Genomic DNA, 20,084 nt, shown 5'->3' with positions numbered 1-20,084 from the left:
GATTTTGGTCACAGGGTCCGCCCCTCGGACCCCCGCACCGAAGGGAGGACCCTCCTCGCGAGCATGCACACGGTTCGTCGTGGCCGTGTCCGTGCCGCGTTACGGTTTCATGACACCCACGGGAATTCCCGACATACAGTCCATAATGTCCGCGTGGCTGGCATCCTCCTGGTCGAAGACGACCCCTCCGTACGCACGGGGCTCGAACTCGCGCTCACCCGCCAGGGCCACTCCGTCACCGCGTACGCGACGGGCGAGGAAGCCCTGGCGCACGTGCGGGCGCGACGCCCGGAGATCGTGATCCTCGACGTGATGCTGCCCGGCATCGACGGGGTCGAGGTGTGCCGCCGCATCCGCCGGATGGACTCCCTGCCGATCATCCTGCTCACCGCGCGCGGCGACGACCTCGACGTGGTCGTCGGCCTGGAAGCCGGCGCCGACGACTACGTGGTCAAGCCGGTCGAGCCGCGGGTGCTCGACGCGCGCATCCGGGCGGTCCTGCGGCGGCTGGAGTCCGCCTCGTCCGACCGGATCAGCTTCGGCGACCTGCTCGTGGACCGGGGCGCGCTGAAGGTGACGCTCAAGGGGCGCGAGATCCACCTCACTCCGACGGAGCTGCGCCTCCTGCTCGAACTGGTCCGCCACCCGGGCCAGGTGCTCAACCGCCGCTATCTGCTGCGCACGGTGTGGGACCACTCCCACGTCGCGGACTCGCGCCTCGTCGACGCGTGCGTGCAGCGGATCAGGGCCAAGATCGAGCCGGTGCCGGCCGATCCGGTCTTCATCCACACCGTCCGCGGCTTCGGGTACCGCTTCAGTCCCCCATGAGCTGGGTTCCCACCGGCCTGCGCGGCCGGTTGGTGGTGACCTTCCTGCTCGTGGCGATCACCGCGTCCGCGGCGGTGGCCGGGCTCGGCTACCAACTCGTACGCAGGGAACTGCTGGACAGGGTGGAGCGCATCTCGACCTCCGACGTGCGCGACACGCTGTCGCGGGTCTCGCTGCCGGTCGGCGCCAGCGACGTGGTGTGGCCGAGCGACTCCACGGTCACCGACGAGGACCTCGGCGACCTGGTCAACACGCTCAACGGCCCCGACCGCGTCGTCATCGTCGCCTACGGGGGCCACAGCCGCGCCAGCCGGGGATCGCCCTTCACCATGGACGACGTGCCCGACCAGCTCCGCTGGCAGGCCACCAGCCGCCTGGTCTCCCAGCGGCTCCGGCTGAAGGGCCAGCCGTGGCTCCTGGTCGGCACCCAGATCCACCGCGCCCAGCCGAGCGGCGTCGTACGCGCCACCGGACTCAGCGCCTACGTCTTCGTCTCGCTGAGCGACGAGGAGGGCGTGCTCAACCGGCTCCGTGGCTCGCTCCTCCAGGCCGCCGGGATCACGCTGGCCATCGCGCTCACCGTGGCCCTGCTGTCGGCCCGGCAGGTCCTGCTCCCGGTCCGCCGGCTCGGGGACGCCGCCCGGATGCTCGGCGCGGGCGAACTGCACATCCGGCTCCCCGTCCTCGGCAAGGACGAGCTGGCCGAGCTGACCGCGATCTTCAACGAGACCGCGGAGGCGCTGGAGGAGAAGGTGTCCGAGCTGCGCACGCTGGAGGCGATGTCCCGGCGCTTCGTCGCCGACGTCTCGCACGAGCTGCGCACCCCGCTCACCGCGATGACCGCCGTGACGGACATGCTCTCCGAGGAGGCGGAGGGCCTTCCTGACGACGCGGGCGAGGCGGTGCGCATCGTGCTCCGGGAGATCGACCGGCTCAAGCTGCTCGTGGAGAACCTGATCGAGGTCAGCCGCTTCGACTCCGGGGCCGCGGTGCTGCGCCGCGAGAACGTGGACGTGGGCGACACCCTCGCCGACTGCCTGGAGGTGCGCGGCTGGAGCGACCGGGTGCAGCTCACGGTCCCGATCGGGCTGGTGTTCTCCCTCGACCCCCGGCGCTTCGACGTGATCGTCGCGAACCTCGTCGGCAACGCCCTGCACCACGGGGCGCCACCGGTGCAGGTGAGCGCCCGGGTACGGCCCAGCGGCCTCCAGGTGACCGTACGGGACCACGGAGAGGGCATCCCCGAGCGCTCGCTCCCCCACGTCTTCGAACGCTTCTACAAGGCGGGCGTGGGCCGGACCCGCAGCGGCAGCGGCCTGGGGCTCGCCATCGCCAAGGCGAACGCCGAGCTGCACCGCGGCACCATCGATGTCAAGCGGTGCGAGCCCGGCACCCTCTTCACGTTGTGGATCCCCGAGCCGTGAACCGCCCCGCCCCGAACCGCGCCGCCTCGAACCGCACGACCTCGTCGCGTCCGCTCAATCGGGCCACACACCGCGCCCTCTCACCGCGTTCGCTCAATTGGGCCGCGCTGGCCGCCCTGCTCCTCGTCGCGGTCGCGGGGTGCGGGGTGAGCCCGACCGGGGTCAACGACAAGGGGCCGCCCCCGGTCATCAGCGGGGACTCGACGATCGTGCGCGTCTATCTCGTCCGGTCCGGACGGCTGGAGCCGGTCAGCGTGGCCGCGGCCTCCGGCCACGTCAACGACGTGCTCTCCGCCCTCTTCGGAGCCGGCCGGCGCCCGCCGAGCGGCGTCGGCACCACCCTGTCCCGGATGCGGCTCGCCCAGGTCCAGCTCGTGCGGTACACACCCGACCCGCACTCGCGCAACGACCCGGACAGCGCCGGGCTGCGGCTGCGGGTGTTCGTCAGCGGGCCGAAGATGTCCCGGATCGCGATGGCCCAGATCACCTGTACGGCACGGCTGCGCCCGGAGATCTGGGCGGTGGAGATCGCGCAGAGCGGCAGCGAGAACCTGAAGATCCACACCTGCCGGGAGTACTGGGACCTGGCCCCGCGCAACGGCCACCTCCCGCCCTGACCCCGGAACACGCACCGGCCGGGAGGTGGGACCGTCGCCCGTCCCACCTCCCGGCCGGCAACCGGACGTCAGAAGGTGATGTCCTCCAGCATCTCGGTCACCAGGGCGGCGATCTGCGACCGCTCGGACCTGGTGAGCGTGATGTGCGCGAACAGCGGATGCCCCTTGAGCTTCTCGACCACCGCGACCACGCCGTCGTGCCGTCCGACGCGGAGGTTGTCACGCTGGGCGATGTCGTGGGTGAGCACCACCCGCGAGTTGGCGCCGATGCGCGAGAGCACAGTGAGAAGCACGCCCCGCTCCAGCGACTGGGCCTCGTCCACGATCACGAACGCGTCGTGCAGGGACCGGCCGCGGATGTGGGTGAGCGGGAGGACCTCCAGCATCCCCCGGTCCAGGACCTCCTCGATCACCTCGGGCGTGGTCACCGCGCCGAGGGTGTCGTAGACGGCCTGGGCCCAGGGGCCCATCTTCTCGTTCTCCGAGCCCGGGAGGTAGCCGAGCTCCTGGCCGCCCACCGCGTACAGCGGGCGGAAGACGATGACCTTGCGGTGCTGGCGACGCTCCAGGACGGCCTCCAGGCCCGCGCAGAGGGCCAGAGCCGACTTGCCGGTGCCCGCACGTCCTCCCATGGACACGATGCCCACCTCGGGGTCCATGAGGATGTCGAGGGCGATCCGCTGCTCGGCCGAGCGCCCGTGCAGCCCGAAGACCTCGCGGTCGCCGCGGACCAGCCGTACGGACTTGTCCGGCATCACACGGCCGAGCGCGGAGCCCCGGCTGGAGAGCAGCCGCAGGCCGGTGTGGCAGGGAAGCTCGCGCGCCTCCTCCAGGTCTGCGGTGCCGTTCTCGAAGAGGGTCTCGACGTCCTCGGTGGTCACCTGGAGCTCGGCCATGCCGGTCCAGCCGGACTCGACCACCATGCCGGCGCGGTACTCCTCCGCGGCCAGGCCAATCGAGGCGGCCTTGACGCGCATGGGGAGGTCCTTCGAGACGAGCACCACGTCGCAGCCCTCCGTCGCCAGGTTCTGGGCGACGGTGAGGATGCGGGTGTCGTTGTCACCGAGCCGGAATCCCGCGGGAAGCACCGACGGGTCGCTGTGGTTGAGCTCCACCCGGATCGTGCCCTCGCCGATCGGCATGGGCTCGTCCAGGCGCCCGTACCGCACCCTGAGGTCGTCGAGGAAGCGCAGCGCCTCACGGGCGAAGTAGCCGAGTTCCGGATGGTGCCGCTTGGCCTCCAGCTCCGTGACGACGACGACCGGGATGACGACCTCGTGCTCCGCGAAGCGGCTCATCGCCGCCGGGTCGGCGAGCAGGACGGAGGTGTCAAGGATGTAGGTGCGGGTCGGGTTACTCGAGGACTGTGCCACGCGTTCTCCCCCGGGCGCCGAGGTGGGGCGCCCTGCCGTGAATGGTGGTGAACGGACCGGACCCGTGCCCTGCGGAAGCGGGCCGGGATTCCGGCCCCCCTCACGATCAAGGACAGGCCCTCTCCCACTACGGTACGTAACGTTCCCTTTGATCCCAATACCTGGACTGTGACCGAAAGGGAGCGTTCACGTGCCGTTTCAGGAACCGTACCGACGATGCCGCGCGGCGTACGAGCGGAGCGCCCGCAGGAAGTCGACCCTGCGGAAGTCAGGCCAGTAGGCCTCACAGAAGTAGAACTCCGAGTGGGCGCTCTGCCAGAGCAGGAATCCGGAGAGTCGCAGCTCTCCCGACGTCCGGATGACGAGGTCCGGGTCGGGCAACCCGCGCGTGTAGAGATGCTCCGCGATGTGCTCGACGTCGAGGACCTCCACGAGGTCCTCGATGCTCGCGCCCTTGCTTGCGTGCTCCTGGAGGAGAGAGCGCACCGCATCAGCGATCTCACGTCTTCCTCCATACCCAACGGCCACGTTCACAATCAGGCCAGGGCGGTGCGATGTGGCTTCTTTTGCATCTTTCAGGACACGGGCGGTGTGATCGGGCAACAGATCGAGGGAGCCCATCGGATTGACGTGCCATCCCTGCTCGACGAGGTCGCGCACAAGGCCCTCGATCACCTGGAGCAACGGCTGCAACTCGGCCTGGTCCCGGGAGAGGTTGTCGGTCGAGAGCAGCCACAGCGTCACGTACTCGACGCCCGCCTCCCGGCACCACCCCAGGAGCTCACTGATCTTGTCGGCGCCCTTCTGGTGCCCGCGGTTCACGTCGCGCAGGCCCATCGCCCTGGCCCAGCGCCGATTGCCGTCGACGATGACGCCCACATGCCGGGGGATCTGTGCCGTGCTGCCGGGTCCGGAGAGCTTTCGCTCGAGCCTGCGCTCGTACAGCTTGTACACGAGATCGCGCACGCCCATGCAAAGTCCTCTTCCTTCGCGACCCGGTGGCTCCGTCAATTATCAGGGCCGCGAGAACCTGACCGCTCCGTTCACGAGGTTGCTGTTGGGTTCCATCTCGAACCCCGAGCCGAGCCGCTCCTCGGCGTCGCCCACGAGACCGTCCACGAACGCGGCCAGCCGGCCCGAGGTCAGCTCGGCGCGCAGGCCGACGCCGCTGGTGCCCCACGCCTCCAGAAAGGCCCGGCGGACGACCCGCCACTCACCCAGGGGGGCGCCGCGGCGGCGCGGGCGCGCGGGCACCCACGACGGCAGCGTCCGCACCTGGCAGCGCAGCTCGCCGCCGCCGGCCACGTCCCCCCTGCTGCGGTAGCGAAAGGCGAAGAGCTCGCCCTCCCCACCGGGGAAGCGGTCCTCCGGATCCGGCCACTCGCCGGCCTGGGGACCGCCGTCCGCTCTCGCGTCCACGATCACCCTGGCCAGCCTCGCCAGGAACCAGCCACACCGCTCCCCGACCGTCCCGTACGGCAGGCCGTCCCGGTACAGGTCCAACGTCACCTCGTAGGGGACACCGAGCCTGTCCCGGCATGGCACCGGATTAACGGTAAGGTATGATCCGTCCACGCACCGTAGCCCCTGCACGTTTCACACGCTATCCGCGACGACCTGCCGCTAACATCCCAAAACGGGCAATTCCCAGTTAGCCGAGCCGCGCGACGAGGGCACGGTACTCGTCCCAGAGCTCCTTCGGCAGGTGGTCACCGAAGGTCTCGAAGAAGCTCGGCACCAGCGACGCCTCCTCGCGCCAGATCTCGGGGTCGACGCTGAGCAGCTCGGCCATGTCGCTCTCGGAGACGTCCAGGCCCTTGGTGTCCAGCGCGGCGGGCAGGTTGCCGATCGGGCTCGGCACCGCCTCCTCCTCGCCGTTCAGCCGGCCGACGATCCACTTCAGCACCCGGCTGTTCTCGCCGAACCCGGGCCACAGGAAGCGGCCGTCGGCGCCCTTCCGGAACCAGTTGACGTAGTAGATGCGCGGCAGCTTGGCCGGGTCGGCCTTCTTGCCGATCTCGATCCAGTGGGCGAAGTAGTCGCCCATGTTGTAGCCGCAGAACGGCAGCATCGCGAACGGATCGCGGCGCAGTTCGCCGACCTTGCCCTCGGCCGCGGCCGTCTTCTCCGAGGCCACGTTGGCGCCGAGGAAGACGCCGTGCTGCCAGCTCAGCGACTCCGTGACCAGCGGGACGGCGGTCGCCCGGCGCCCGCCGAACAGGATCGCCGAGATCGGCACGCCGGCCGGGTCCTGCCACTCCGGCGCGATCGTCGGGCACTGCCCGGCCGGGGTGGTGAAGCGCGCGTTCGGGTGCGCGGCCGGCTCGCCGGAGTCCGGTGTCCAGGAGCGGCCCTTCCAGTCGGTGAGGTGGGCCGGCGGCTCGTCGGTCAGCCCCTCCCACCACACGTCGCCGTCGTCGGTCAGCGCGACGTTCGTGAAGATGCTGTTGCCCCAGAGGGTCGCGACCGCGTTGGCGTTGGTGGTCTCGCCGGTCCCGGGGGCGACGCCGAAGAACCCGGCCTCCGGGTTGATCGCGTACAGCCGGCCGTCGGGGCCGAACCGCATCCAGGCGATGTCGTCGCCGATCGTCTCGACCTTCCAGCCCGGGATCGTGGGCTGGAGCATCGCGAGGTTGGTCTTGCCGCACGCCGACGGGAAGGCCGCCGCGACGTACCGCGCCTCACCCTTCGGCGGGGTGAGCTTGAGGATGAGCATGTGCTCGGCCAGCCAGCCCTCGTCCCTGGCCATCGCGCTGGCGATCCGCAGCGCGTAGCACTTCTTGCCCAGCAGGGCGTTGCCGCCGTAGCCGGAGCCGTACGACCAGATCTCCCGGGCCTCCGGGAAGTGGCTGATGTACTTGGTGTCGCTGCACGGCCACGGCACGTCCTGCTCACCCTCGGCCAGCGGGGCGCCGACGGAGTGGACGGCCTTGACGAAGTCGCCGCGCTCCTCGATCAGGCGCAGCGCCTCCTCACCCATGCGCGTCATGATCCGCATCGAGACCGCGACATACGGCGAGTCGGTGATCTCCACGCCGAGCTGGGAGATCGTGCCGCCCAGCGGGCCCATGCAGAACGGCACGACGTACATCGTGCGGCCGCGCATGCATCCCTTGAAGAGCTTGCCGAACGTGCGGCGCATCTCGTCGGGAGCGATCCAGTTGTTCGTCGGTCCCGCGTCCTCGGGCCGCTCGGAGCAGATGAACGTACGGTCCTCGACCCGGGCGACGTCGCTGGGGTCGGAGGTCGCGAGGAAGCTGTTGGGTCGTTGGGCAAGCCGCGTGAGAGTGCCCTGTTTGACGAGCAGGTTCGTCAGGCGGGTCCACTCGGCCTCGGAACCGTCGCACCATTCGACCCTGTCAGGCTGAGTCAGCTCGGCGATCTCTCTCACCCAGGCGGCCAGCTCGGCGTGAGTCGTCGGGACGCGTACCTCTGCTGATACGGACACGGAACCGGCTCCTTTTTCTCGAAGGACCAAATCATCATTGACGACGAACGGCCACCGAATCCAATTGGCGTAGACCACGCCCTATATCCGACGGCATTCAGGTCCCACACGACTCCGGAATGGATGTTTGTCCAGGCAGGAGCCGTGACGGTTCGAGAACCCTACCCACATGACGGCACATTAAAGAAACGAGTTCCGAGCGCCGGTTCACCTCCATCGCGCGATATTGGTATAGGCCACGGAAACTGGTCTAGGCCATTTTCCGCATTGGTTTAGTCCACCCGATCGGGCCCCGCGGAGCGGATCCGATCCACGTGCTGGAGGGCATCCCGCAGGTCAGCGAGCCACGTGTCGGTGTGCCGCCCGACGAGACGTACGCACCAGGCGAGGGCGTCGCTGCGGCTGCGCGCGACCCCCGCGGCGACAAGAGTGTCGAGGACCTGCCGCTCCGGCTGCCGCAGCCGCGTCATGACGGGCACCGACAACGTGGTGAACATCACTCTGCGTCCCTCGATGACGACGCCCCAGGCGACCTTCCTCCGGAACCGGCGCTCGGCCTCGCGGGCGATCGCGATGCGGCGCTCCCTGGTCTCCTCACGGAAGCGCTCCACGTAGCCCTCCAGGGCGGCGGAACGCTCCACGTCGGGCAGCCCGCTCACCACCGTCAGCGGGGGGACGGCGCCGACGACGGCGATCTCCTCGCGGTCGAGCACGAACTCGGGCGCCCCCGTGAACCAGCCCTCCGGCAGCCGGTCGGCGAACCAGCTCCGCACCTGCGCTTCTGTATCCACGTAATCAAGATTACACCGCCTGCGAGGGGCGCGGCGGTGAAGTAACCGAGGAACGCCCGGAGCGACGAAGGAGCGAGGACGTGACGAGGGCACGTGCCGACTTCGGGCGCCCCGAGCCGCCGAGCGGAGCGAGGCCAATAGACACAGCGAGGAACGAGCGACTCCGAGCGACGAGGGAAGACATCGCCTCAAGGCGCCCCGAGCCGCGCGAGCGGAGCGAGCGCAATTAAACACAGGGAGCGCAAATAGCCACAGGACGGCAAAATCGGGGAGCATGAGCTCACCTCAGCGCGCTGACCGGATCGCGGACTCCCCGGAGCGGACCGTCCTGAGCCTGCGCGAGCGCAAGAAGGCCAAGACCCGCCGGGCGATCCAGGAGCACGCCCTCCGGCTGTTCACCGAGCAGGGGTACGAGGCCACCACGGTCGAGCAGATCGCGGACGCGGCCGAGGTGTCTCCGAGCACGTTCTTCCGGTACTTCCCGACCAAGGAAGACCTGATCATCCAGGACGACTACGACCCCCTGCTCGTGGCGGCGATCCGGGCGCAGCCCGCGGAGCTGCCCCCGCTCGCCGCCATCCGCCAGGGGATCCGCACCACCTTCGCGCAGGTGCCGGAGCCGGAGCTGGAGGACGTCCGCCTCCGCATCCGCCTGATGATGAACATCCCGGCCGTACGCGCCCGCAGCCTCGACAACCTGCTCACCACGGTGGACGGGATGGCCGGGGTGATCGCCGAGCGCACCGGCCGGGAGCGGACCTCCCCGGCCGTGCGGACCTTCGCCGGGGCCGTGCTGGGCACGATCCTCCCGGCGCTGTACAGCTGGGGCGCCACGGGCACCGCCCGCTCCCTGCCCGACGCGGTCGACGAGGCCCTGGCGCTCCTCGAAGGCGGCCTCCCCCTCTGACCCATGACCGTCGGGTCATGACCCTGAAATCGTGATCAAGTCGCGGCCTGATGTCAGGACGGGAGTCTGGCCTCCCTCGTAAGATCAACCGGCTTTTCACCGGAAATCTCCACTGGAGGCCAGAAATGTCTCGTCGGAGACTCGCCGCCGTCGCGGCCCTTACCCTGCTGCCCGGCACGGCGCTGGCAGGCACCGCGCACGCCGACACCTCGGAGATCACCGTAGGGATCTGTGCCCCGTACGCGATCTCGAACGTCGGCAGCGTGGACGCCTGCGGCTCCCAATCGTTGGACGCGCTCTTCACCGGGCTCACCGAGTACGTGCCCGGCACGTCCGGATCTCGCTACGCGGTCGCCCAGTCGATCACCACGAAGGACAACCGGGTCTACTACGTCACCTTGAAGAAGGGCTGGAGGTTCCACGACGGGACCGAGGTCAAGGCGCGCAACTTCGTCGAGGCGTGGAACCAGGTCGCCTCGACGAAGACGGACAGTTCCTTCCTCTTCGAGGAGATCGAAGGCTACGGCAAGCCGAAGATGTCCGGACTCAAGGTGACCGGCGACCACACGTTCACGATCACCCTGTCCGCGCCGCTCGGCGTCTTCGTGAAGAGGCTCAGCATGACGGCCTTCTCCCCGCTGCCGGACTCGACGCTGAAAAACCCGGCGAGCTTCCAGAAGAAGCCCGTCGGCAACGGCCCGTTCCGCGTGGCCTCGTGGTCGCCCTCCTCGGAGAGCGTGGTGGAGCGGTTCGACGGCTACCCCGGCCCCAAGCCGACCGTCGCCAGGATCGTCTACCGGGCGTACCGGGACGACAATGCGCTCTACGCCGCCCTGCGCTCCGGTGACATCGATTTCACCAGCCTGATCCCCTCGACGAAGCTCGCGACCTTCAAAACGGATCTGGGCGGGCGGGTGATCAGTCGGCCGGGCCACGTCAACCAGATGGTCACCTTCCCCGCGAAGGTCGCGGCGAACGCCGACTTCCGCACGGCCATCTCGATGGCGATCGACCGGGAGACGATCGCCAGGGAGGTCTTCGGCGGCGATCGCGTCCCCGCCCACTCTTTCGTCCCGCCCACCGCCGAAGGCAGCAGGCGCGACCCCTGCGGGCAGGTGTGCACCTATAACCCGAACAAGGCACGCGAATATCTGGCGAAGGCCCTCGCGTCGGGATTCCGGCCGCCGGCCGTTCTCCCGCTGTACTACAACGCCGACAGCGCGCACGGCGAATGGGTCAAGCGCGTCGCCGAGAGCGTGACCAAGACGCTCGGCGGCAAGGTGAAGGTGGTCCCCAAGTCGCTGCGGACCTTCAGCGCCTTCCGGAACGCCGTGATCGGCGAACGGCTGGACGGCATGTTCCGGGCGAGCTGGCAGCTCGACTACCCGCACATCCAGAACGCGCTCGCCCCCATGTACGCCTCGGACGGGCTGTCCAACGACAGCGGCTACCGCAACCCCCGTTTCGACGCGCTGCTGCGGGCGGCCGACCGGGAGCGGTCCTCGGCCAAGGCGATCAAGCTCTACCAGCAGGCCGAAGCGCTGCTGGTCAGGGACCTGCCCGCCATCCCGCTCTGGGTCAACGGCCAGCAGGCCGGGTTCTCCGAGCGCATCGCCAAGGTCGGCCTCACCCCGACCGGGTGGCTGGACCCGATGACCGTGAAGCTCGCGTAGCGCCTCACCCGGACCTCGGCCGGGTTCCACGGACGGTCGAGGTCACGGCACGGAACGGACCCGGTGAACGTCAGCGGACACCGCACCGCGGTCGCCGGGTCCGCCCGTCCCTCCGGGTCAGCGGACGCGGACGGCGACCCAGGGGCTGACCCGGACCACCCCGGCCAGATTCCGGGTGTAGACCGGAGCGATCTTGACGACGTCGCCCGTGCGCGGGGCGTGCAGCATCTTGCCGTTGCCCCAGTAGATCGCGACGTGCGAGATGTAGTTGGGGTTGGTCGGGTCGTTCCGCCAGAACAGGAGGTCGCCCGGCTGCGCCTGCGAGAGCGGCACCTGCGGGCCGGTCGCCCACTGCTGGTGGGTGACCCGCGGCATCCGGACCCCGGCCTGGCCGTACGCCCACTGGACCAGGCCCGAGCAGTCGAAGCTGTTCGGGCCCTCGGCGCCCCACACGTACGGGCGGCCCAGCTTGCTGACCGCCGCCTGGAGCGCCACCTTGAGCTGGTCGACCGACATGAAGGCGCTCACCGGCCAGGTCTTCTGCGAGGTGGTCCGGCCGGGCGGCAGGACGACCACCGGGTTGATCGAGACGGCCTGGCTGCCCTTGGGCATGATCTTCAGCAGCGCCTTGCGCAGCTTGCCCGAGTCGACCTTGGGCGCGCTGACGACGAGGGCGTTGCCCTCGGGTATGCCGAGCGACCGCGCGGTCGGCCGGGACACCACGGCCGCGATCGAGCCCATGCCCATCGTGGCGTACGCGCCGACCCGCAGTTGGTGTCGCCCGCCCGCGGGCACCGTCGAGCCCAGCTTGATGCCGCCGTCCTGGCCGAGGTCGAAGGAGACCGCGACCTCGCCGGCGGCGATGTTGTTCCACAGGGCGTCCGACTTCGCCGTCGTCTTCGGCGTGAAGGGGCGGAACGTCGAGGGGTCCACCCCCAGGGTCTGCACCCGCTTGCCGTCCATCATGACGTCGGCGGCGTCGGTCACCTCGGCCGCGACCACGCCCTTCACCGCGCGGACCTTCGCCACGACGTCCGGGGAGAGCGACGTGCGGGCCACCACGAACAGGTGCGGGTCGCGCAGCTTCTTCAGCGGCGCCACCACCGGCGTCGTCGCCCTGACCTGTTCGGCCGACGTGACCTGCCGGTCGCGCTCCTCGGCGCCGGCCCGGGTCGCCTCCCGCCGTACGGGCGGGGGTGTGCCGGGGTCGCGGCTGAGCACCACCAGGTCGGCGGTGAACACGGAGACCAGGAGCGCCCCGATGATGGGAACGGCCGCGCGGGGCGCCCGTCGGCGGCGGGCCATCCTCGGCCGGTAGGCCAGGTCCTGCCTGGTCTCGGACACGACCCGGGCGACGCTCGTCCGGAACGTGGACCGCGTGCTCCGGTCGAGCACCATGCCACCCCTTCTCCGCCCCGTGAGCCCGCTCCAGGAAGGGATCGGCGAGCCCGATCAACGAGACTGCCGTACGGGGGCGAATACCGCAATCGCCGTACATGCCGGAACCCGCCGGCACGAAGACGTGCCGACGGGTTCCGAAGCAGGTGTGGTCGGGGCCGCGCCCTGACCGGAAGGAGCGCCTAGTTGCCGACGTACGGAACGGCGTCGAGGATCTCCACCTCGTTCTGACGGCCGTTCGGCAGGGTGTACTTCGCCTTGTCCCCGACCTTCTTGCCGTTGATGGCGGAGCCGAGCGGCGAGTTCGGCGAGTAAACGTCGATGGGCGCTCCGCTCTCCTCGCGGGAGGCGAGCAGGAATGTCACCTCTTCGTCGTCACCCACGAATCGGATCGTCACGGTCATCCCGGGACCGACGACACCCTCGGCGCGGGGTGCCTCACCGACCTTGGCGCTGTCCAGGATCTGGCGGAGATGGAAGATCCGGGCCTCCATCTTGCCCTGCTCGTCCTTGGCGGCGTGATAGCCGCCGTTCTCCCGGAGGTCGCCCTCTTCACGGGCGGCTTCGATCTTCTTCGCGATATCCGTGCGACCCGGGCCGGAAAGGTACTCGTACTCCTCCTTGAGGCGGTCGTACGCCTCTTGCGTCAGCCAGGTGACGTTGTCGTTCTGGGAGACGGCCACGGGCTCTCCTTGGTTCCTCTAAGTGACTCGAAAGGCTTACAAGTTAACGCCTTCGAACGCTTCCCCAAAGATTCCACTATACGAGATCGCAGTACTGAACGAGCACGCTCGTGGCCTGCGAACTCGTCTTCAGCCGATCGGTGAGCGTGAGGTCCGACCTCCCCTTCGGGAGGGTCACCTCCTTGCTGCCGACCTCGGTGTGGCCGGCGTCGACGGCCCGCAACCGGCAGATCGCCTCGCTGTCGGCGGGCTTGTGCACCGAGAAGGTGAACTCGGCGAAGTCGGACGCGCTCGCGTCGTACGTGATCACGTCGCCGCGCACATCCGGGTTGCCGCGCGCGGCCATCATGACGTACCCCCAGCCGCCCGCTATGACGGCGACGAGCACGCTGATCACCACGTACGCCAGGATCCGCGGGCGCCCCTGCAGGCGCGGCCGTTCGGGGAAGTCCTCCGGCGTGCCGAGGATGGGCGCGGCGACGGGCGCGCCGGTCCTGTCACCGGCGTCGCGGGCCCCGTCGCCGGACCTGCTGCTGGATTCGGCGGCCATCGCGGAATCTCCCTGGGGTCATACGGTGTTGTCCGAAGCAATTGTCCAACCCGGGGGTCTCGCCCCCTCCAGAAGCTAACCTCTTCGGGGAGCTGACTGGACACATTGAGGAGAGCCGTGAGTGCACCGCTGAGGTTGATGGCCGTTCACGCGCACCCCGACGACGAGTCGAGCAAGGGCGCCGCCACGATGGCCCGCTACGTGCGAGAAGGGGTGGACGTCCTCGTCGCCACGTGTACCGGCGGTGAACGCGGCTCGGTCCTCAACCCGAAGATGGACCGGCCGGAGATCGTCGAGAACATCGGCGAGGTACGCCGGCTGGAGATGGAGCGCGCACGCGAGATCCTCGGCGTGAAGCAGCGTTTCCTGGGTTTCGTCGACTCGGGCCTCCCCGAGGACGAGAGCGAGCCCCTCCCCGACGGGTGCTTCGCCGTGCAGCCGCTCGAGGTGGCCGCCGCGCCGCTGGTCGCGATGGTCCGCGAGTTCCGCCCGCACGTGATCCTGACGTACGACGACAACGGCGGCTATCCGCACCCCGACCACATCATGACCAACCGGGTCTCGGTGGAGGCGTTCGAGGCGGCGGGCGACCCCGACAAGTACCCCGGCACCGGCGAGCCCTGGCAGCCGCTGAAGCTCTACTACCACATGGGGTTCAGCAAGGAGCGGTTCGAGGCGCTGCACGACGCGATGAACGCGCGCGGCATGGGCTCGCCGTACGCCGACTGGATCTCCCGCTGGGAGGACCGCCCCCAGAAGTGGGAGGTCACCACCAAGGTGCCCTGCGCCGAGTACTTCGAGATCCGCGACCAGGCCCTGATCGCGCACGCCACCCAGGTCGATCCCGACGGGTTCTGGTTCGTCTGCCCGCGCGAGATCCAGCAGGAGGTCTGGCCGACCGAGGACTACCACCTCGCCCGGTCGCTGGTGGACACGACGCTGCCGGAGGACGACCTCTTCACGGGGATCCACGCGGAGGTCACCCCTGCCTGCTCGTAAGCTGGATGCGTGACTCCAACCACCGCAGCCGGCCAGGCCATCGGCCCGGGTCTGATCGGTTTCATCATCGTCGCGGCCATCGGTTTCGCCCTCTTCTTCCTGATCAAGTCCATGAACAGGCAGATGCGCAAGATTGAGGTGCCGTACGAGCGCGAGCAGCACGCCGCCATCCCCGTACGTGAGGCTTGAAGAGTGGCGGAAGTGATCCACGACCCGGCGACCTCCCGGTACGAGCTCCGGCTCGACGGCGAGGTCGTCGGTTTCGCGGAGTACGTCCTGCGCGGCGACACGGTCGTCTTCACCCACACCGAGATCCGCAAGGAGTACGAGGGCAAGGGCCTCGGCGGCCGTCTCGTCGGCGGCGCCCTCGACCAGGTGCGGGAGGACGGGCGGACGGTCGAGCCGCGCTGCTCGTTCGTCGCCCGCTACATCGAGCTCCATCCGGAGTACCGCGACCTGCTGGCGGAGTGACCGCCCGGCGGCCCGGCCGTGTGGTCAGTCCACCGACCAGGCGCGCTCCAGCGCCTTCGGGAGGCCCCACCAACCGAGCGGGGTGAACACCTCGGCCTTGTCCACGATGCCGAGATGCGCCCACAACGGAGTGACGGCGGTGAACAGCATCTCCGTCGCCTCCAGATCCTCCGGCTCGGTCAGGGCGTCCTCGGTGTCCGGGTCGGCGTCCTCCGAGTCGGCGATGAACCGTGCGATCCGCTCCGGCGAGGCCAGCGCACCGGGGCCGTACCTCGCCAGCGTGGTGACCGTCGCGAGCCAGTCGGCGTGGTTGATGGCGCAGAGCGAGGCGAGGATCGAGTCCTCGTGGCTCAGCTCGCCGTCCAGGTCGAAGAACCGGGCGGCGTTCTCCTCGTCGGGCAGATCCGACACCGGCGAGGCGATGCCCGCCGCCACCGCCAGCCAGAGGTCCTCGTCGCCGTCGGGGAGCACGCCGTCGTCGAACCCGGCGCAGGCCCGCAGCACGTTGCCCGGATAGCTGTCTTCGGTGAGCGTCACCCGCAGCCGCAGGGCGGCGGAGCGCAGTTCCCTCGCGGGCAGCGGCGGCTCGGGCAGCCCGGCCAGGACCCGGCGGAGCTCGCCCAGCGCGTACGCCTCCTCCTCGTCCCAGGCGGCGTACAGCTCCTCCTCCTGCTCCTCGCTGACCGCCGTGCCCGGCACCCGGCCGTCCGGCAGCGGCGTGCCCAGCCAGCGCTCCTGCAGCTCCTCGTACGCGTGCCGGGCGTTCACGTCACCCCTGGCCAGTGCGTCCACGTCGATCTGGCCGGACGCGACGCGCTCTTCGAGGAAGGCGACCATGCGGGCGTGCATCTCGGTCGCGACCGGCCCGCGCTCGCTCTCCTCGGGCCACACGAAGTAGCTGCGGGTGAGCAGAATCGGCTCGCTGCCCGTCGATTCGAGCCAGCGCTGAACGTCGCCGACCGTGGCCACACCGGACTCGATGCTGGACAGCGTCGCCTTGGCGGACTCCCAGAACGGGGCCGACAGCGGATTTCCCACGGCCAGCAGCTCGCGCCTCAGATCCGGAAGGGCGACGAGGGCATGACCCGAGGGCACCGCCAGCAACACCCGCGCCACGTCGCGGCGCGTCAACTCGTCCGCCGACCGGCCCGCGTGCCGGACGGCGAATTCCAAATCCAAGCTCACGCCCCGTGAGCCTACGCCGTGCCGCCCCGAGAACACATCCCCCCACCCACTAGGAAACGCCCGGGTAGGTACTTCAAACTACTACCAGGAAGCGCAAGCTGGTAGTACTTTGATGCAGGGCGGTGAGCACATGCGTTCGGAGCTCCCAGGCCGTCTCGGACCGACCTTCACGGCCGGCCAGGCGCGGACGGCGGGCCTGTCGTCCCGGGCCGTGAGGCGGCTCGTCGACAACGGCGAAATCGACGAGTTGTCCCGGGGCGTCTACCGCCGCGCCGACGCCTCCGAGACCACCTTCCTCGACCTTCTCGCGGTCGCGGCACGGGTTCCACGTGGCATCTTCTGCCTCGAAACGGCACTGTCCGTACACAACCTGACCGACGAGATCCCCATGGCCGTCAACGTGGCCGTCCCGAGGAACGCCGGTTTGCCCCACATCTCCTATCCGCCGACGACGGCACACCGCTTCAACCTCGCCACCTTCGAAGAAGGGCTGGAAATTCGTGAAGTCGCCCCTGGTGAGCACATTCGGATCTACAGTCCTGCACGGAGCGTGGTCGACTGTATGCGGCTTCGTCATCGCGTAGGCGATGAAGTCGCCCTACGTGCCCTTCGCTCCTACCTTCGGCGACGAGGGACCACCAGCGGCGAATTGCTCCGGTTCGCGCGAGTTCTCGACGTCGAAGGTCCGGTGAAACAGGCGATCGAGGTGGTGCTTGCGTAATGTCCCCTTATCCCCCCAACGACACATCGGTCGGACGGGCGTACAACCATCTGCGCACTCTGGCGCACCGGGAACGTCGATCAACCGAGGAGCTGATCACGCTCTACGCGCTGGAGCGTTTTCTCTTCCGGATCAGCGCGTCGGACCTCGCCGACCGGTTCGTCCTCAAGGGCGGCCTGCTGCTGGCTCTCTTCGAGGCTCGCCGTACCACGCGTGACATCGACCTGCTGGCACGCGCGATCAGCAACGACGAGGAGATTGTGCTGGCCCATGTCGCGAAGATCGCGGCCATGCCGCTGGACGACGGGATCGACTTCGAACACTCCGCGCTCCGGGCGTCCCCGATCAGAGAGGACGACTTCTACGGCGGGATCCGCGTGATCATTCCGGCCCGCCTGGGCAGGGCGCGAGCTCGGCTCCAACTCGACATCAGCTTCGGCGACCCCGTCACCCCGGCGCCGCAGCGGATCCGGTATCCCGAACTGGTGGACGGCGGCAGCTTCCCCCTGCTCGGCTATCCCATCGAGACCGTCCTGGCGGAGAAGGTCATCACATGTTTGGAACGCTCCAGCTCCAACACCCGGGACCGTGACTACGCCGATGTCTGGCGCCTGACGGGCCAACACGACCTGTCGGCGGCGCCGCTGCGACACGCTCTCGACGCCACCGCCGCGCATCGTGGGCTCGTGCTCGGCCCGCTGAGCGATGTGATCGGCGGCCTGGCCACCTCCCGGCAGCTTCCGTACAGTGCCTGGCGCGCCAAGCAGGGCGTCGAAGGCGCCGGATATCCGAAGGACTTCACCACCGTCGTGCAGGGCGTGATCGCTTTCGCCGACCCGCTCCTGGAGGCCGCCTCCCCCGTGAGCAGGTGGGACCGCTCGTCGCGCACCTGGTCATGAGTCCCGGTACGCGCAGGCTGTTTACTGGGCAGGAGATGGCCGCGACGCTCATGCCGGGGAGATATTCATGAATCGGCTCAAGGACGCCACCAGCCCCTACCTGGCGCAGCATGCCGACAACCCCGTCGACTGGTTCGAATGGGGTCCCGACGCCTTCGCCGAGGCCCGTAGGCGCGATATCCCCCTGCTGATCAGCGTCGGGTACTCCGCCTGCCACTGGTGCCATGTGATGGCGCATGAGTCGTTCGAGGACCAGGCGACCGCGGAGTTGATGAACGAGCGGTTCGTCAACGTCAAGGTGGACCGGGAGGAACGACCCGACGTCGACGCGGTCTACATGACCGCGACCCAGGCGATGACAGGCCAGGGCGGCTGGCCGATGACCGTCTTCGCCACCCCGGACGGTCATCCGTTCTACGCGGGGACGTACTTCCCGCGCGCGCAGTTCCAGCGGTTGCTGCAGGCCGTTTCGCAGGCCTGGCAGAACGAGCGCGACGCCGTCGTACGGCAGGGAACGAAGATCGTCGAGGCGCTCAACGAGCAGACCCGGCTGCCGTCCGGCCCGCTGCCCACCGCCGCCACACTCGAGCAGGCCGTACGCGACCTGGCGGGCGGCTTCGACCCCCGTAACGGCGGCTTCGGCGGCGCGCCCAAGTTCCCGCCCTCCATGGTGCTGGAGTTCCTGCTCCGGCACGGGACCCCGGACGCCCTCGCCATGGCCGAGCAGACCATGGACGCGATGGCCAGGGGCGGCATGTACGACCAGCTCGGCGGAGGCTTCGCACGCTACTCGGTGGACGCCGAATGGGTCGTGCCCCACTTCGAGAAGATGTTGTACGACAACGCCCTCCTGCTGCGCGCGTACACCCACTGGTGGCGGGCGACGGGCTCGCCCCTGGCCCGGCGGGTGGCCCTGGAGACGGCGGACTGGCTGCTACGCGAGATGCGGACGCCCGAGGGCGGATTCGCCTCGGCGCTGGACGCGGACAGCACCGGCCCGGACGGCCGGCACGGCGAGGGCCTCTTCTACGTCTGGACCCCGGACCAGCTTCGCGAAGTCCTCGGGGACGACGACGGCTCCTGGGCTGCCTCCGTCTTCGAGGTGACCGGCACGTTCGAGCACGGCACGTCGGTCCTTCAACTCCGTGCCGACCCCGGCGACCGGACCCGTCTCGACCGGGTCCGTACGGCGTTGCTGGCGGCGCGCGAGACGCGGCCGCGCCCCGGTCGGGACGACAAGGTGGTGGCGGCGTGGAACGGCCTGACGATCGCGGCGCTGGCCGAGACCGGGGCGCTGTTCGAGCGGCCCGATCTCGTCGAGGCGGCCACGGCGGCGGCCGAGCTCCTCGCCCGGGTGCACATGGACGACGGACGACTGCTGCGCACGTCGCGGGACGGCCGGGCGGGGCGGAACGCGGGCGTGCTGGAGGACTACGGCGACGTGGCCGAGGGCCTGCTCGCCCTCTACGGGGTGACCGGTGAGACGCGCTGGTTCACGCTGGCCGGTGAGCTGCTCGACACGCTGCTGACCCGGTTCTCCGATGGTTCGGGCGGGTTCTTCGACACGGCGGACGACGGCGAGCGGCTCTTCCAGCGTCCGCAGGACCCGACGGACAACGCCACGCCGTCCGGCCGGTTCGCGGCAGCGGGCGCGCTGCTCTCCTACGCCGCGCTCACCGGCTCGTCCCGGCATCGGGAGGCCGCCGAGGAGGCGCTGGGCACGGTCACCGTCCTGGCCGGGAAGTACGCGAGGTTCGCCGGGTGGGGGCTGGCGGTGGCCGAGGCGGCGCTGCACGGCCCGGCCGAGGTGGCGATCGTCGGCCCGGAGGACGACCCGCGGACGAAGGCGCTGCACCGCGCCGCCCTCACGTCCACCGCCCCGGGGTTGGTGGTCGCGCTCGGGGAGCCCTCCGACGGCGGCGGGGCCAGGCGGGACGTCGAGGTCCCGCTGCTGGAAGGACGGCCGACGGTGGACGGAGCGCCCGCGGCGTACGTGTGCCGCGGATTCGCCTGCCGTGCGCCCGTCACGACCCCGGCGGAGCTGAAGGCGGAGCTGGCCCGATGAGGCGCGCGGCATAGTCCCCGAGGCCCGGCCCGCCCACCGGGGCCTTGCGGGA

At 69.6% G+C, this 20,084-nt stretch carries 20 protein-coding genes; 11 read left to right on the top strand and 9 right to left on the bottom strand.

Annotated features, from left to right (window positions below; translation table 11 throughout):
- Positions 1-153: 153 nt before the first annotated feature.
- Genes AWQ68_RS10235 through AWQ68_RS10225 form a run of 3 tightly spaced genes read left to right on the top strand, consistent with a single transcriptional unit; the run spans position 154 to position 2,869 of the window.
- A complete protein-coding gene (locus AWQ68_RS10235; protein ID WP_066938252.1) occupies positions 154-828 on the top strand; it encodes a response regulator in 675 nt (224 codons plus the stop codon).
- Positions 825-2,252: an ATP-binding protein gene (locus AWQ68_RS10230; RefSeq protein WP_066938249.1), complete on the top strand. Its 1,428-nt coding sequence runs from the start codon at positions 825-827 to the stop codon at positions 2,250-2,252. The genes AWQ68_RS10235 and AWQ68_RS10230 overlap by 4 nt, the downstream gene beginning before the upstream one ends.
- A complete protein-coding gene (locus AWQ68_RS10225) occupies positions 2,249-2,869 on the top strand; it encodes a hypothetical protein (RefSeq protein WP_066938247.1) in 621 nt (206 codons plus the stop codon). Before AWQ68_RS10230 ends, AWQ68_RS10225 begins: the two co-directional genes overlap by 4 nt.
- A gap of 68 nt (positions 2,870-2,937) precedes the next feature.
- Here the strand turns inward: AWQ68_RS10225 and phoH2 are convergent, their stop codons facing one another.
- From phoH2 to abmR, 5 genes are all read right to left on the bottom strand, one after another.
- Entirely contained in the window at positions 2,938-4,242 is a 1,305-nt protein-coding gene (phoH2, locus tag AWQ68_RS10220; protein WP_245655841.1) for an RNA 5'-3' helicase PhoH2, read from the bottom strand.
- Positions 4,243-4,440: 198 nt separating this feature from the next.
- Complete coding sequence (locus AWQ68_RS10215) at positions 4,441-5,214, bottom strand: isoprenyl transferase (RefSeq protein WP_066938244.1); 774 nt, start codon at positions 5,212-5,214, stop codon at positions 4,441-4,443.
- A gap of 42 nt (positions 5,215-5,256) precedes the next feature.
- Positions 5,257-5,787, bottom strand: coding sequence for a hypothetical protein (locus tag AWQ68_RS10210; RefSeq protein WP_245655840.1), 531 nt, complete (start codon positions 5,785-5,787; stop codon positions 5,257-5,259).
- Between the two features lie 106 nt (positions 5,788-5,893).
- Positions 5,894-7,690 (bottom strand): phosphoenolpyruvate carboxykinase (GTP), encoded by a 1,797-nt coding sequence (locus tag AWQ68_RS10205; protein WP_066938239.1) that lies wholly within the window; start codon positions 7,688-7,690, stop codon positions 5,894-5,896.
- 272 nt (positions 7,691-7,962) lie between these two features.
- Complete coding sequence (gene abmR / locus AWQ68_RS10200; RefSeq protein ID WP_066938236.1) at positions 7,963-8,481, bottom strand: ATP-binding transcription factor AbmR; 519 nt, start codon at positions 8,479-8,481, stop codon at positions 7,963-7,965.
- 274 nt (positions 8,482-8,755) lie between these two features.
- Between abmR and AWQ68_RS10195 the strand changes: the two genes are divergently transcribed.
- Both AWQ68_RS10195 and AWQ68_RS10190 read left to right on the top strand, forming a co-directional pair.
- Positions 8,756-9,388, top strand: a complete 633-nt coding sequence (locus tag AWQ68_RS10195) for an acyl-CoA-like ligand-binding transcription factor (RefSeq protein ID WP_066938234.1) — start codon at positions 8,756-8,758, stop codon at positions 9,386-9,388.
- Between the two features lie 125 nt (positions 9,389-9,513).
- Positions 9,514-11,061: an ABC transporter substrate-binding protein gene (locus tag AWQ68_RS10190; protein ID WP_066938231.1), complete on the top strand. Its 1,548-nt coding sequence runs from the start codon at positions 9,514-9,516 to the stop codon at positions 11,059-11,061.
- Positions 11,062-11,178: 117 nt separating this feature from the next.
- Here the strand turns inward: AWQ68_RS10190 and AWQ68_RS10185 are convergent, their stop codons facing one another.
- The 3 genes from AWQ68_RS10185 to AWQ68_RS10175 form a co-directional block, all read right to left on the bottom strand.
- Positions 11,179-12,459: a C40 family peptidase gene (locus AWQ68_RS10185; RefSeq protein ID WP_084463835.1), complete on the bottom strand. Its 1,281-nt coding sequence runs from the start codon at positions 12,457-12,459 to the stop codon at positions 11,179-11,181.
- A gap of 182 nt (positions 12,460-12,641) precedes the next feature.
- On the bottom strand, positions 12,642-13,142 hold the full coding sequence (gene greA / locus AWQ68_RS10180) for a transcription elongation factor GreA (protein ID WP_066938229.1): 501 nt from the start codon (positions 13,140-13,142) through the stop codon (positions 12,642-12,644).
- A gap of 76 nt (positions 13,143-13,218) precedes the next feature.
- Positions 13,219-13,692 carry a DUF4307 domain-containing protein gene (locus AWQ68_RS10175; RefSeq protein WP_066938226.1) on the bottom strand — a complete coding sequence of 158 codons (474 nt, stop codon included), beginning with the start codon at positions 13,690-13,692 and terminating at the stop codon, positions 13,219-13,221.
- Positions 13,693-13,809: 117 nt separating this feature from the next.
- Between AWQ68_RS10175 and mca the strand changes: the two genes are divergently transcribed.
- The 3 genes from mca to AWQ68_RS10160 are packed head-to-tail and all read left to right on the top strand — an operon-like array spanning position 13,810 to position 15,162.
- Positions 13,810-14,691, top strand: coding sequence for a mycothiol conjugate amidase Mca (mca, locus tag AWQ68_RS10170; protein ID WP_066938223.1), 882 nt, complete (start codon positions 13,810-13,812; stop codon positions 14,689-14,691).
- 9 nt (positions 14,692-14,700) lie between these two features.
- Positions 14,701-14,880 (top strand): large conductance mechanosensitive channel protein MscL, encoded by a 180-nt coding sequence (locus AWQ68_RS10165; RefSeq protein ID WP_066938221.1) that lies wholly within the window; start codon positions 14,701-14,703, stop codon positions 14,878-14,880.
- A gap of 3 nt (positions 14,881-14,883) precedes the next feature.
- A complete protein-coding gene (locus tag AWQ68_RS10160; RefSeq protein ID WP_066938218.1) occupies positions 14,884-15,162 on the top strand; it encodes a GNAT family N-acetyltransferase in 279 nt (92 codons plus the stop codon).
- 24 nt (positions 15,163-15,186) lie between these two features.
- On the opposite strand, the gene AWQ68_RS10155 is transcribed toward AWQ68_RS10160, so the two are convergent.
- Positions 15,187-16,347 (bottom strand): hypothetical protein, encoded by a 1,161-nt coding sequence (locus AWQ68_RS10155; RefSeq protein ID WP_066938217.1) that lies wholly within the window; start codon positions 16,345-16,347, stop codon positions 15,187-15,189.
- Between the two features lie 130 nt (positions 16,348-16,477).
- Here AWQ68_RS10155 and AWQ68_RS10150 point away from each other — a divergent pair, with 130 nt between their 5' ends.
- The 3 genes from AWQ68_RS10150 (at position 16,478) to AWQ68_RS10140 (ending at position 20,032) form a co-directional block, all read left to right on the top strand.
- Positions 16,478-17,068, top strand: coding sequence for a type IV toxin-antitoxin system AbiEi family antitoxin domain-containing protein (locus AWQ68_RS10150; RefSeq protein ID WP_218006828.1), 591 nt, complete (start codon positions 16,478-16,480; stop codon positions 17,066-17,068).
- Complete coding sequence (locus tag AWQ68_RS10145) at positions 17,068-17,967, top strand: nucleotidyl transferase AbiEii/AbiGii toxin family protein (RefSeq protein ID WP_066938211.1); 900 nt, start codon at positions 17,068-17,070, stop codon at positions 17,965-17,967. Before AWQ68_RS10150 ends, AWQ68_RS10145 begins: the two co-directional genes overlap by 1 nt.
- 67 nt (positions 17,968-18,034) lie before the next feature.
- Positions 18,035-20,032 (top strand): thioredoxin domain-containing protein, encoded by a 1,998-nt coding sequence (locus AWQ68_RS10140; RefSeq protein WP_066938207.1) that lies wholly within the window; start codon positions 18,035-18,037, stop codon positions 20,030-20,032.
- Positions 20,033-20,084 lie beyond the last annotated feature (52 nt).

It is taken from the genome of Microtetraspora fusca, from assembly GCF_001570365.1.
GTDB classification, from domain to species: Bacteria; Actinomycetota; Actinomycetes; order Streptosporangiales; family Streptosporangiaceae; genus Microtetraspora; species Microtetraspora fusca.
Note: the sequence above shows the minus strand (reverse complement) of the source record. Positions and strands in the feature narration are given on the sequence as shown.

Excerpts from the sequence above, each read along its gene's own strand:
- AWQ68_RS10195 (WP_066938234.1), top strand. The coding sequence starts at position 8,756 with ATGAGCTCACCTCAGCGCGCTGACCGGATCGCGGACTCCCCGGAGCGG.
- AWQ68_RS10175 (WP_066938226.1), bottom strand. The coding sequence starts at position 13,692 with ATGGCCGCCGAATCCAGCAGCAGGTCCGGCGACGGGGCCCGCGACGCC.
- AWQ68_RS10190 (WP_066938231.1), top strand. The coding sequence starts at position 9,514 with ATGTCTCGTCGGAGACTCGCCGCCGTCGCGGCCCTTACCCTGCTGCCC.
- AWQ68_RS10150 (WP_218006828.1), top strand. The coding sequence starts at position 16,478 with ATGCGTTCGGAGCTCCCAGGCCGTCTCGGACCGACCTTCACGGCCGGC.
- AWQ68_RS10215 (WP_066938244.1), bottom strand. The coding sequence starts at position 5,214 with ATGGGCGTGCGCGATCTCGTGTACAAGCTGTACGAGCGCAGGCTCGAG.
- AWQ68_RS10185 (WP_084463835.1), bottom strand. The coding sequence starts at position 12,459 with ATGGTGCTCGACCGGAGCACGCGGTCCACGTTCCGGACGAGCGTCGCC.
- AWQ68_RS10145 (WP_066938211.1), top strand. The coding sequence starts at position 17,068 with ATGTCCCCTTATCCCCCCAACGACACATCGGTCGGACGGGCGTACAAC.
- AWQ68_RS10140 (WP_066938207.1), top strand. The coding sequence starts at position 18,035 with ATGAATCGGCTCAAGGACGCCACCAGCCCCTACCTGGCGCAGCATGCC.
- AWQ68_RS10230 (WP_066938249.1), top strand. The coding sequence starts at position 825 with ATGAGCTGGGTTCCCACCGGCCTGCGCGGCCGGTTGGTGGTGACCTTC.